General features: G+C 61.2%; 12 protein-coding genes. 11 read left to right on the forward strand and 1 reads right to left on the reverse strand.

What is annotated here, in order from left to right:
- Positions 1-92: 92 nt before the first annotated feature.
- The 11 genes from FHX76_RS09030 to FHX76_RS09080 all read left to right on the forward strand — a co-directional run bounded on the left by FHX76_RS09030 (position 93) and on the right by FHX76_RS09080 (position 11,604).
- Positions 93-560 (forward strand): ribose-5-phosphate isomerase, encoded by a 468-nt coding sequence (locus tag FHX76_RS09030; RefSeq protein WP_167149976.1) that lies wholly within the window; start codon positions 93-95, stop codon positions 558-560.
- Between the two features lie 448 nt (positions 561-1,008).
- Complete coding sequence (locus FHX76_RS09035) at positions 1,009-2,028, forward strand: zinc-dependent alcohol dehydrogenase family protein (protein ID WP_167149978.1); 1,020 nt, start codon at positions 1,009-1,011, stop codon at positions 2,026-2,028.
- Positions 2,029-2,086: 58 nt separating this feature from the next.
- Complete coding sequence (locus FHX76_RS09040; protein ID WP_167149980.1) at positions 2,087-2,752, forward strand: DUF2291 family protein; 666 nt, start codon at positions 2,087-2,089, stop codon at positions 2,750-2,752.
- A 2-nt stretch (positions 2,753-2,754) separates the two neighbouring features.
- Positions 2,755-4,335: a sugar ABC transporter ATP-binding protein gene (locus FHX76_RS09045; protein ID WP_167149982.1), complete on the forward strand. Its 1,581-nt coding sequence runs from the start codon at positions 2,755-2,757 to the stop codon at positions 4,333-4,335.
- Entirely contained in the window at positions 4,332-5,465 is a 1,134-nt protein-coding gene (locus FHX76_RS09050) for an ABC transporter permease (RefSeq protein WP_341777902.1), read from the forward strand. Before FHX76_RS09045 ends, FHX76_RS09050 begins: the two co-directional genes overlap by 4 nt.
- A 59-nt stretch (positions 5,466-5,524) precedes the next feature.
- The gene (locus FHX76_RS09055) at positions 5,525-6,499 is read left to right on the forward strand and encodes a D-ribose ABC transporter substrate-binding protein (RefSeq protein ID WP_167149984.1); all 975 of its coding nucleotides are present in this window, start codon (positions 5,525-5,527) and stop codon (positions 6,497-6,499) included.
- A gap of 96 nt (positions 6,500-6,595) precedes the next feature.
- Positions 6,596-8,311, forward strand: a complete 1,716-nt coding sequence (locus tag FHX76_RS09060; RefSeq protein ID WP_167149986.1) for a dihydroxyacetone kinase family protein — start codon at positions 6,596-6,598, stop codon at positions 8,309-8,311.
- A 106-nt stretch (positions 8,312-8,417) separates the two neighbouring features.
- On the forward strand, positions 8,418-8,885 hold the full coding sequence (locus FHX76_RS09065) for a ribose-5-phosphate isomerase (RefSeq protein ID WP_167149976.1): 468 nt from the start codon (positions 8,418-8,420) through the stop codon (positions 8,883-8,885).
- 5 nt (positions 8,886-8,890) lie between these two features.
- Positions 8,891-9,673 carry a triose-phosphate isomerase family protein gene (locus tag FHX76_RS09070; RefSeq protein WP_208402484.1) on the forward strand — a complete coding sequence of 261 codons (783 nt, stop codon included), beginning with the start codon at positions 8,891-8,893 and terminating at the stop codon, positions 9,671-9,673.
- A gap of 36 nt (positions 9,674-9,709) precedes the next feature.
- A complete protein-coding gene (locus FHX76_RS09075; RefSeq protein WP_167149988.1) occupies positions 9,710-10,573 on the forward strand; it encodes a DeoR/GlpR family DNA-binding transcription regulator in 864 nt (287 codons plus the stop codon).
- Between the two features lie 2 nt (positions 10,574-10,575).
- Positions 10,576-11,604: an NAD(P)-dependent alcohol dehydrogenase gene (locus FHX76_RS09080; RefSeq protein ID WP_208402485.1), complete on the forward strand. Its 1,029-nt coding sequence runs from the start codon at positions 10,576-10,578 to the stop codon at positions 11,602-11,604.
- Here the strand turns inward: FHX76_RS09080 and FHX76_RS09085 are convergent.
- Complete coding sequence (locus FHX76_RS09085) at positions 11,601-12,722, reverse strand: alcohol dehydrogenase catalytic domain-containing protein (protein ID WP_386762515.1); 1,122 nt, start codon at positions 12,720-12,722, stop codon at positions 11,601-11,603. The genes FHX76_RS09080 and FHX76_RS09085 overlap by 4 nt on opposite strands.
- Positions 12,723-12,738 lie beyond the last annotated feature (16 nt).

Consider the following 12,738-nt stretch of genomic DNA (forward strand, 5'->3'; position numbering starts at 1 on the left):
GAATCCCCTCGCGGGGCGCAAAAAACCGCACCCCACGAACCAAAACACACCCCACGAGCGAGTCACACATCACACACGGAAAGAGAACAAACATGGAACAGCAGAAACTACGGGTTGTCATCGGATCAGATGATGCCGGATATGAGTACAAAGAAAGCGTTAAGCAGGACCTTCTTGGCAATCCCAATGTTGAGCTCGTCGAAGACGTCGGAGTGGACGCCAACCAACACACCGCCTACCCAACCGTCGCCATCGCAGCAGCCGAAAAAGTCGCAGCAGGAACCGCAGACCGCGCCCTCCTCTTCTGCGGCACCGGCCTCGGCGTTGCCATCGCAGCCAACAAAGTACCAGGCATCCGCGCCGTCACCGCCCACGACTCCTTCTCCGTCGAACGCGCCATCCTCAGCAACAACGCCCAAATCCTCACCATGGGACAACGGGTCATCGGCATCGAACTCGCCCGGCGCCTCGTCCGCGAATGGCTCACCTACCGCTTCGACGAAACCTCAGCATCCGCCGAAAAAGTACAGGTCCTCTCCGACTACGAAAACAAGGCCTAGCCCCACTCTCAACGTCACCTGACCCTTCGAAGTCAGGCAAGCGGCTCCTTCTCCAACGAAGGGGCCGCTTTTTTGTACCCAAATACCTAACATATACATAACACTGAGAATTTTTTCGCAGAAGTTAACGCGAGATTTTCGGTTAGCTGTTCAACACGCCAACAATCAGTTCGTCGATCAAGCGCGAAATGAATCCCGAAAAATCAACAAATTACACCACCCGCGCCACCAGCACGGCCCACGATGCGCGGAGCGATCGCCCCACACCCCGCGTTGACACCGTGTGATATCAAAGTTACTCTTACCTTGAAAAGAGAACATCTTGTGAGATAAATAACATTTCAGGGATGTTCCGTTCGATTCGGCAAGGATGCAGCAGCTTCACTGCCGAAGCAGCACAGCATCCACCCGCTGATCATCAGCGACTCGTCGAAAGGCCCCCTCGCACATGCGCGCAATAGTGTTCACCGAAGCCGGCAAGCTCAGCCTCAACGAGGTTCCAGCTCTCGTCCCCGGCCACAAAGAGGTACTCATCGAGGTCGCGGCCGTTGGCATCTGCGGCACCGACGTCCACGTCCTCGACGGCGAGTTTGAAGGCACCGTCTTCCCGCTCGTGCCCGGTCACGAAGCAAGCGGAACGGTTCTTGCGGTTGGCGACGGCGTGAATCACGTCGTTCCAGGCGATCACGTTGCCGTGAACCCCAGCACCACCTGCGGCGAATGCGAGCTCTGCCTCGCGGGCAAGACCAACCTGTGCCGCAACTGGAACGGCCTCGGCGTTGTCGCATCAGACGGCGCATCAACAGAACAGTTCACGGCGCCAGCAGCCAACGTTTACAAGCTCAAGCCAGAGACCGACCTCTACGAGGCCGCACTCATCGAGCCCCTCGCCTGCGCTATCCGCGGCTACGACATCTTGCCACGCAAGATGGGTGAGCACTACCTGGTTTACGGTGCCGGAACCATGGGATTGCTTATGGCCCAGCTTGCGCCACGCGCCGGTGCAGCGAGCGTCACGATCGTTGATCTGAACGAAAACCGCCGTCAGGCAGCCCGCGACGTTGGAATCGCCAACGTGTACGCGAGCGCCGACGAAGCAGATCGCGACGTCTGGGACGTCGTTATCGACTGCACCGGAGTTGTGAAGGCTATCGAGGATGGTCTTCCGCGCGTAAAGGCTGGCGGCACGTTCCAACACTTCGGCGTTGCCCCCGTCGAGGCGAAGGCCGGATATTCCCCCTTCCGCGTCTACCGCGACGAAATCAACATCGTTGGAACCATGGCAGTGCTCAACTCGTTTGGCAGGGCAGTCGAGATGTTCGAGGCCGGCGCAATCAACAGCACCCCGATGATCAGCCACTCGTTCACACTCGACGAATACGAAGAGGCCCTTGCCATGTTCCGTGCGGGAACCGGCCGCAAGCTACAGATCCGACCGAACGACTCCAAGTCACGCGTCCTGCTGTAACAGCCAAGGCCAGACCGCACTATCCCTCATCTTGTCGACTGCGAAGGAGCAGCACCCCATGTCTGAAGACCCAAAGCCCGTACGCCAGCAACAGCGTCGGTGGCTCAAACCAACCATCACCGCCGTTGCGGCGCTTGCCCTCCTCGGCGGCATGATCGCCTCGACCCAGGTGCGCACAACGGCTGAGGCCGAAGCCGCAGACCCGGCAAAATTCGACGCAGCAGAGTTCGCCACGACCGCATTCCACGATGACATCGAGCCGTTTGTGAGCAAAAACGCGGTCGACATTGTTGAGCTGCACACCGCCATCGCCGCCGATCCCGATGCAGCAGGTGAAGAGTTTGGCAGCCGAGAGGGCCCCTCAACGGCTTGGACGTTCCCAGTCTCGTTCACGGGAGTCGCCGGAGAGCTCAAGGGCAGCCTGCTCCCCATCTCGGTCGAGGGCTTTCCGGCGGACGTCACGCTCTATCTCCAGGTCGGACCGGCCATCAACGGAACGGCGCTTCGCGACGTCACCGGCGAGATCACCTTCCAGCAGTTTGTGAATCAGCTTGCGTACCAAAACGCGGCAACCGAGATCAACAACCGAGTAAAAGAACTTGTGCTCGCGGATGTTGACGTTGCCACGCTTCCCGGCAAGACGCTCACCGTCGAGGGCGCGTTTGCGCTCGGTGGCAACGCCGCTGCGCTCCAGGTGGTTCCAACCAGCATCGAGGTTGGTTAGTCATGGCCGAAACACTCGCGCCTGAGGCCGAACCGATGACCGAAGATAGCGTCGTGATTCGTGCAAGGGATATCACTAAGCGCTACGGCGGCGTCCACGCGCTCAAGGGTGTTGACTTTGCCATTCACCGCGGCAAAGTTACGACGCTCTTTGGCGAGAACGGCGCCGGCAAGTCGACGCTCATGAAGATCCTCTCCGGCGTTGAGCAGCCAACGAGCGGAACGGTTGAGCTTGACGGCGAGCCCGTGACATTCCACTCGCCGTCGGATGCGGTCGACCGCGGCATCGCGATCATCCACCAAGAGCTCAATCTTGCCCCGAACCTCAGCGTCCGTGACAACATCTTCCTTGGCCGCGAACTGAAAACCGCTGCGGGGACCATCGACTACGCCGCCGAAAACCGGATCGTCGAAGAGCTCATGGAGCAGCTTGAGGAACAGATTGCCCCCTCGACGCTCATCGCTGACCTTCGTCTTGGCCAGCAGCAGATCGTTGAGATAGCGAAGGCCCTCGCCTCCAAAGCCCGCGTGCTCATCATGGACGAGCCCACGTCGGCGCTGAGCGCAAACGAGGTCGAGGTACTGTTCAAGGTCATCAATGATCTGACCGCATCCGGCGTCTCGATCGTGTACATCTCGCACCACCTTGAAGAGGCACTGCAGGTGACCGATTTTGCCGTTGTCTTCCGCGATGGAAGTCTCGTCGCAAACGAGGTGCGCGCAAACATCGATCTCCCATGGATCATCAACACCATGGTTGGGCACGCCCAAGAGCACGTCTTTGAGAACCTCGACGTGAAGTACGGCGATGTTGCGCTCTCCATCAAGGATGTTCGAGTCCCGGATATGACGACTCCTGGCCGCCTCGCGGTCGACGGCGTTTCGATTGACGTTCGCGCCGGCGAAGTTGTCTGCATTTACGGCCTCATGGGCGCGGGGCGCACCGAGCTGCTTGAAGCCCTCGCTGGGCGCCTCCCCCTCATCGACGGAAGCGTCGAGCTTGAGGGTCAGAACATGGCAGGACTCCCGATCCGCGAACGCATCGCACGCGGCCTCGGGCTTGTTCCCGAGGATCGGCAACGCGACGGCCTCGTGCAGTTGCTCTCGGTTGGCCACAACATGAGCCTCGCAAGCCTCGGTTCCATTGTGAAGGGATTCTGGCTCTCCAAGTCTCGTGAGCGGGCAAACGTCGAAAAAGGCATCGCCGAGGTGAGGGTCAAGACCTCGTCGCCGAAGGCACCCATCACGTCGCTCAGCGGTGGAAATCAGCAGAAGGTTGTCATCGGCAAGATGCTGCTCACGAATCCAACGGTGCTGCTGCTCGACGAGCCAACCCGCGGCATCGATGTTGGCGCAAAAGGCGAGATCTTTGCCTTGCTCGCCCAAGAAGCACAAAAGGGACTCGGCGTCCTGTTTGTCACCTCAGAAATTACCGAAGCCCTCACCGCGTCAAACCGCATCATCGTGATGTCGCGCGGGCGAATCGTCCGAGAATTCCTCACCAGCGAGGCTACCCGCGAAGAAGTCATGGGCGCCTCAGGTGAGTCAGATACCAGCAATCAGCAGATTGGAGCTACACAGTGAGCAAGGCCAAAGCCGGCGCATCCTCAACAGGGGTGCTGCCCAAAGCGGGTGGGAAGATTGACTACCTCGCCCTCCTCATGGAAGGCCGGGCGCTCATCGCGCTCATCGTCATCATCATCATTTTTTCGCTGCTGTCAGATAACTACCTCACGCTGTCGAACCTGCTCGTGATGACGCGCCACGTGGCGCTCAACGCGATCCTCGCAATCGGTATGCTCATGGTGATTTTGAACGGCGGCATCGACCTTTCGGTCGGCTCGACGGTTGGCCTTTCCGGCGTTGTTGCCGGCGTGCTCCTCCAAGGCATGGGTATCCCAGCCCTCGACATCATCCTGTACCCGGCGGTTTGGGTGGTGATTGTCTGCTCGCTCGTCATCGGAACCCTGGTCGGCTATATCAACGGCATACTCATAACGAAGTTCAGAGTCGCGCCGTTTGTGGCCACGCTCGGTATGCTCTACGTCGCCCGCGGCGCAGCGCTGCTGATCACCGACGGCCGCACCTTCCCAAAGCTTCAGGGCTCTGAAGAACTTGGGAACACCGGATTCAACGTCATCGGGCACGGTGCACCCCTCGGTATCCCCATGGCCGTGTGGGTCATGCTTGTCCTCGCCGCCGTCGCCGCCTTTGTGCTCAGCAAGACCTCGTTTGGCCGCTGGCTCTACGCGTCTGGCGGCAACGAACGTGCAGCGGAACTCTCTGGCGTTCCCGTCAAGAAGGTCCAGGTCCGCGTCTACATGATCGCCGGCTTCTGTGCCGCAATCGCGGGGCTCATCATCTCGTCTGAGCTCACCTCGGCTGCACCGCAGACCGGTGAATCGTACGAGCTTAACGCCATTGCCGCCGTCGTAATGGGTGGTGCCGCGCTCTCAGGAGGTCGAGGCAACATCCGGGGAACCCTCATCGGCGCGTTTGTGATCGGATTCCTTGCCGACGGCCTTGTCCTTGTTGGCGTTTCCAGCTACTGGCAGATGGTCATCAAGGGCGGCGTGATTGTGCTCGCGGTGGCCCTTGACCAGCTGCAGCAGCGACTCAAGACCAATAAGGCGATGTCAAAACGATCAACGCCTGCTACCCCGACTCCGCCAAAGCCGGAGGAGCCGGCCGTCGCGTCCGTTGCCGCTTCCTAGCGCGACGGAACGACATCCACAGTTCGTAAACCCACGACCCACCAAGAGAAGAGGAATCAATGTTCAAGAAGAAATTCGCCGGCGTAGCCGTTGGTGCAGCAGCGCTGTTGCTGCTCTCCGCCTGCTCGTCAGGAGACAACGCGAAGGATGATACGGCCAGCAAGGAAGGCGGCCACATCACCATCATCACGTCAAACCTGGCAAACCCGTTCTGGCTGACCGAGGCAGAAGTTGCCAAGGCAAAGGCTGAAGAGCTCGGCTACACGGCCTCGTACGCGTCGCACGAGCAAGACCCAAATAAGCAGAGCGAGCTCATCGACGCTGCTATTGAGAACAAGTCGGTTGCGATCATTCTCGACAACGCGGGTGCTGACGCCTCGATCGGGCCTGTCCAGAAGGCAACGGATGCTGGCATCCCCGTGTTCCTTGTGAACGCCGAGATCAACGAAGAGGGCATCGCAAAGTCGCAGATCGTCTCGAACAACGCACAGGGTGCCGCTATTGGCGCCGAGAAGTTTGTTGAGGTTATGGATGGAACGGGCAACTACGTTGAGCTCGTTGGCCTCGAAACCGACACCAACTCAAGCGTTCGCTCGCAGGGCTACGCAAGTGTGATCTCGCAGTACCCCGACATGGTGCTGCTGCAGCAGGAGACCGCTAACTGGAACCAGGATGAGGGCTTCGCAAAGATGGAGACCATGCTGCAGGCTCACCCAGATATCAAGGGTGTCATCTCCGGCAACGACCAGATGGCGCTCGGCGCGATTGCTGCCCTCGAAAAGGCCGGCCGCACCGACGTGGTTGTCATGGGCTTTGACGGCGCACCGGATGCCGCAGAGGCAGTTGTTGACGGAAAGCTGGTTGGCACCGTCCTGCAGCCCATCGCCGACATCGCGACCCAGGCGGTTGAACAAGCCGATAGCTTCATCAAGACCGGCAAGACCGGGGCGAAGAGTGAGAAGCAGTCAATCGACTGCGTGCTCATCACCAAGGACAACGCGGCAAACCTCAAGGACTTTGTCCTCACGAAGTAACACACAAGCGGCTACCTCACGGTAGCCAGGTCGGTGCGGCCGCCAAAGCGGCGCCCGCACCGACCAACCCCCACTCACCACTATCGGAGATTACTTATGGCGTACCTTGTCAACGATCCCAACGACTTTACCGACGAGCTCATTGACGGTTTTGTGGCCGCAAACAGTGGCATCGTTCGGCGCGTGCCCGGCGGCGTTGCCAGGGCGCAGAAGTCGGCGACTCCGGCCGTTGCGATCGTCACCGGCGGAGGATCTGGCCACTACCCGGCCTTTGGCGGTCTGGTTGGCCACGGCCTTGCCGATGGCGCTGCCATGGGAAACATCTTTGCGTCGCCCTCAGCTCAGCAGGTCTACTCGGTCGCGAAGGCGGTCACGAGGGGCAAGGGCGTGCTGCTCACGTACGGCAACTACGCGGGAGACGTGCTCAACTTCAACCGGGCCCAGGAGCGGCTCCGCGATGAGGGAATCGACTGCCGAACCGTGGTTGTGACCGACGACATCTCGAGCGCTTCGCCAACCGAGCGAAGCAAACGGCGCGGCATTGCGGGCGACCTGACGGTCTTCAAATGCGCCGCCGCGGCCGCAGGGCTCGGTTATGACATGGATGCTGTTGAACAGGTCGCCAAGCGCGCAAACGACCGCACCCGCTCCATCGGCGTCGCTTTCAGCGGCTGCACCCTCCCTGGCGCTGACACCCCACTGTTCTCGGTGCCAGAGGGCAAGATGGCCGTTGGCATGGGCATCCACGGCGAGCCAGGCATCAGCGAGGTTGATATGCCAACCGCAGATGAGCTGGCAACGCTCATGGTTGACCAGTTATGGGCCGAAATCCCGGACGGCGTTTCCCCAGAGGGCGCAAAGCTTGTTGTCCTGGTGAACGGCCTCGGCTCGGTTAAATACGAAGAACTGTTTGTGCTCTACAACCGCGTCTCCCAGCTGGTTGAGGCCCGCGGCGTGACCATCATCGAGCCAGAGGTTGGCGAGCTCGTCACGAGCTTCGAAATGGCTGGAGCCTCGCTCACCTTCTTCTGGGTTGATGACGAACTCGAATCACTCTGGGCGGCACCCGCCTACACCCCAGCCTTCCGCAAAGGCTCCCTGCATACCGACCTCAGTCTTGAATCCCTTGACGCCGACGAACTCGCTGGCGAGCAGATTCCTGAGGCAAGCGCGGTGTCGCGCGAGGCTGCAGCCAAAGCGGTAGTCGTGATCGAGGCGATCGGCGCGGTAATCGATGCAAACGCAGACGAGCTCGGACGGCTTGACTCAATCGCAGGAGACGGCGACCACGGCATCGGGATGCAGCGCGGCGCCCAAGCGGCAGTTGTTGAGGCCCGTCGAGTGGCAGCTGCTGAGGCCGGCGTCGGGACGCTCCTCGGGCTCTCGGGTGCGGCGTGGGCAGACCGCGCGGGCGGAACATCCGGCGCGCTCTGGGGCGAAATCCTCACAACCATCGGCGCCCGCCTCGGCGACGCCGAGCCCCCAACGGCTGCGGCACTCGCCGAGGCAGTCACACAGTCAGCGGCGGCCGTCACCCGCTACGGCGGCGCCAAGGTCGGCGACAAAACGCTGCTCGATGCCCTTGTTCCCTTTGCCGAGGCGCTCACGCTCGCCGCTGCATCCAGCCCCGATTCGATTCGGGATGCCTGGGCCGCCTCGGTCGCGCCAGCTGAGGCAGCCGCCTCGGCCACCGCCGATCTGCTGCCAAAAGTTGGCAGGGCACGCCCGCATCTCGAGAAGAGCCTCGGCACCCCAGACCCGGGAGCGGTCTCAATGGCACTCATCATCTCGGCCGTCGCCAACACGCTCTAGTGCTCGTGGGGTGCGAATCCCCTCGCGGGGCGCAAAAAACCGCACCCCACGAACCAAAACACACCCCACGAGCGAGTCACACATCACACACGGAAAGAGAACAAACATGGAACAGCAGAAACTACGGGTTGTCATCGGATCGGATGATGCCGGATATGAGTACAAAGAAAGCGTTAAGCAGGACCTTCTTGGCAATCCCAACGTCGAGCTCGTCGAAGACGTCGGAGTGGACGCCAACCAACACACCGCCTACCCAACCGTCGCCATCGCAGCAGCCGAAAAAGTCGCAGCAGGAACCGCAGACCGCGCCCTCCTCTTCTGCGGCACCGGCCTCGGCGTCGCCATCGCAGCCAACAAAGTACCAGGCATCCGCGCCGTCACCGCCCACGACTCCTTCTCCGTCGAACGCGCCATCCTCAGCAACAACGCCCAAATCCTCACCATGGGACAACGCGTCATCGGCATCGAACTTGCCCGCCGCCTCGTCCGCGAATGGCTCACCTACCGCTTCGACGAAACCTCAGCATCCGCCGAAAAAGTACAGGTCCTCTCCGACTACGAAAACAAGGCCTAAGACCGTTGCGACGCTCCCCCAACTCCGGCACACCAACGATGCTCCTTCCCATCAGCCTGAAGATGTACCTCTCCTATACCGAGACGCTCGATTGGGCCTGGAGCGTACGGGAAATGTGGGCGGGGCTTGATGCAGACATTCACGACCGTGTGACTCTCGCTGTGCTCCCGTCGTTCCCCGCCATCGCGGATATGCGGCGCATCCTCAACGGAAGCGGCATCCACTGGGGCGCGCAAGACCTCGCGTGGGCCGACAGCGGCCCGTACACCGGCGAGGTCAGCCCAGCAGACCTTGCCCAGCTCGACTGCACGTTTGCCGAAACCGGGCACGCCGAACGGAGAACACTGTTTCACGAGACGGATGACACGGTACTTCGCAAGAATATTGCCGCGTTCCGAAACGGGCTCACCCCCATCGTCTGCGTTGGAGAACCAAACCGCGGCCCGGCCTCGGCAGCTCTCGCCGAGTGCCAGCAGCAGCTCATCCACACGCTCCCGCATCACACCGAAGCGACCGGATCGGCGGTCATCGCCTACGAACCAAAGTGGGCCATCGGCGCAGCAGAACCGGCTCCGCTCGAGCACATCGCCCACGTCTACCAGGGACTCAGCGAGTGGTTGCCAGCAGCATTTCCTCAGCTCAGCACCAAGGTGATCTACGGGGGAAGCGCAGGGCCTGGACTCCTCTCCGCACTCGATGGCAACGCCGACGGCCTATTCCTCGGCAGATTTGCCCACGACGTCTCAGCGTTGCAAACGATCATCTGTGAAGCAGCTAAATTAGGGTAATCCCCCTCATTAACTGGGAGTCAGAGGCGAGAAGATATGAACGAGGTAGATACGGTGGATAGTTCCGCTCGCAATCGCTTCACCCGGCAGGGTGACCGTCAACGTGCCATTCAAGAAATCGTCATGAGCGAGGGCGCGGTTCGCATCGAACAGCTTGCCGAACGCTTTGGCATCAGCATCATGACGGTGCACCGTGATCTCGACGAGCTCGAATCTCGCGGCCTGCTTCGCAAGTCACGCGGGCTTGCCACGGCACTCTCCACAAGCCTCATCGAGTCGAGCGATGTCTTCCGGTCAAGCCGGCAACTCGCGGAGAAGGATGCCCTCGCACACGCGGCCATGGAGTTCATCGAGCCTGGCCAGGCTATCTTCATGGATGACTCGACCACCATCGCTCATCTTGTGCCGCTGCTCTCGACAAAGGCTCCGCTCACCATCATCACCAACGTGTTACCGCTCATGCAGCAGGTCAGCACGATCAGGGGGATGTCGTTGCTCGCCCTTGGTGGCAACTACTACAACTGGTGCAGCGCGTTTATGGGACGCATGACCAACGAGGCCATTGCCAATCTCAAGGCCGACGTATTTGTGCTGTCTACCTCTGCGGTTGTTGATGACGTGTGCATGCACCAGACCCTCGAAACCATCGATACCAAGCGCGCCATGTTTGACGCCTCTGCCAAACGCATCCTGCTGGTTGACCACACCAAGTTTGAGAAGCGCGCCCTCTATGCGCTTGTGCCCCTCACCGACTTTGACGTTGTCATCGTTGACTACAAAACAGACTCATCACACGTCGAACGGCTTCGCGCCCAGGGCATCAACGTTGTTGTTGCGCCCCGCGTTGCCCCGTCTACCGAGCGGCGACCCGCCGCAAGGCCTACCCAAACAGGAGAATAACAATGGCAACGCCACTTCCAACCACCATGCGCGCGAGCGTACTCGTTGAACAGCAACAGATTCGACTCGACGAGCGCCCTGTGCCAACTCCCGATGCCGATCAGGTGCTCGTGAAGGTGACGGCGGTTGGCGTGTGCGGGTCAGACGTGCATTTCTATCACGACGGACGGCTCGGCGACTTCGTTATTGACGCTCCCCTTGTGCTCGGTCACGAATCGGCCGGCATCATTGTTGCCGTTGGCTCGAATGTTGACCCAGCCCGTATCGGTTCTCGTGTGTCGGTCGAGCCGCAGCGCCCAGACCTCACCTCCCGCGAATCGCTTGAGGGAAACTACAACCTCGACCCGCACATGGAGTTCTACGCGACACCGCCAATCGACGGAGCCTTCGCCGAATACGTGACCATCCAGTCGCACTTCGCGTTTGATGTGCCAGACAGCATCAGCGATGAGGCGGCTGCGCTCATCGAGCCGCTCTCCGTTGGTATCGCGGCCATCCAGAAGGCAAAGGTCACGGCTGGGTCGCGCATCCTCATCGCCGGCGCCGGACCAATCGGCGTCATCACGGCCCAGGTCGCACGTGCATATGGCGCCCTCGAAATCATCGTGAGCGATCTCAGCGAAACGCGACGCGAGCAGGCCCTCCGCTACGGCGCAACGAGCGTCATCGACCCGCGCGAAACCGACCTGTCGACGCTCGGCGTAGACGCCTTCATCGAGTGCTCCGGTGCCGCGGCAGCGATCTCGACGGGGATGCGCGCGGTTCGTCCAGCCGGAATCGTTGTGCTGGTTGGCATGGGCCCAACCGAGGTTCCGCTCTCAATTCCCCTCATCCAAAACAACGAGCTCGTCGTCACCGGAATCTTCCGGTACAAGAACACCTGGCCGCTCGCAATTGAACTGCTCAATTCGGGCAAGATCGATCTCGACAGCCTTGTCACCGGCCGCTTTGGGCTCGACGAGGTGGATGCCGCGCTCAACTCAACCGCCGACGAGACGGCCCTCAAATCTGTGGTGATCCCAACCCGCTAGCGCGGAGCCAGCAACCGCCGCACGACGGTCCCCGAAGCGAGCGCATCGAGGGCCTCATTAAGTTCGGTGAGCGGCACGGTGTCGGTGTGCAGTACCTCCATCGGCAGGGCGCCGTCTCGCCACAGCCGGACGTAGTCGGGGATGTCCTCCTTCGGGATGGCATCCCCCATATACGAACCAAGCAAGCGTTTTCCCGCGCCAGCAAACTGAAGCGCCTGAACAGAGAGCTGTTGGTCTGGATGCGGGAGCCCAACCGAAACGACGGCCCCGCCTCTGGCAAGGAGCGAAAGGCAGGCCTCGATGACCCGTGCGCTTCCGACGGCTTCGATGGCGACATCCACCCCGCCAGGTAGGCTGTGGGCCGCAACAAGTTCTGCGGCCTGCTCTGGCGTTCCGCACACGGTTGCACCGGCCGCGAGCGCGAGCGCGTGCTTTTCCGTGTTTGGGTCAATAGCGATCACGGTGCAGTTTCTGATGGTCGCGGCGGCCATGATCGCCGCAAGCCCAACGGCCCCGAGCCCAAACACGATGACGGACTGGCCTTCGGCGACCGCGGCGGTCCGAAAGACCGCTCCCATTCCGGTGAGGGCTGCGCAGCCGAAGAGCGCGGCAACCTCAAACGGCACGTCGGAGTCGACCCGCACGACCGATGATTCGGCCACAACTGCGTACTCGGCAAACGCCGATACGCCGAGGTGGTGATTCACTCGCTGGCCGTCCGCGTCGCGGAGTACTGCGGGCCCGTGCAGCAAGTCCCCACTCCCGTTGGTTTCAGCAGCCACCGAGCAGAGGGCTGGGCGCCCGGCGTTGCATTCTCGGCAGTTGCCGCAGCTCGGCACAAAAACAAGGACAACCCGGTCGCCGGGGACAACCGAGTCCACTCCTGTCCCAACGGCGTCAATCACGCCAGCGGCCTCGTGACCAAGGGCCATTGGCAGCGGGCGGGGGCGGGAGCCGTTGACCACCGACAGGTCAGAGTGGCACAGGCTTGCACGTTCAATGCGAACCAGCACCTCCCCCGCCCTCGGCGCTGGCAGCGTCAACGATTCAAAGCTCAACGGCTGGCTCGTGGCGTAGGGCGCTGTTGCCGTTTGCGTTCTGAGTACCGCGGCCGTGATCGACCGAGCCGCCGTA

The organism is Lysinibacter cavernae (assembly GCF_011758565.1).
Classification (GTDB): Bacteria; Actinomycetota; Actinomycetes; order Actinomycetales; family Microbacteriaceae; genus Lysinibacter; species Lysinibacter cavernae.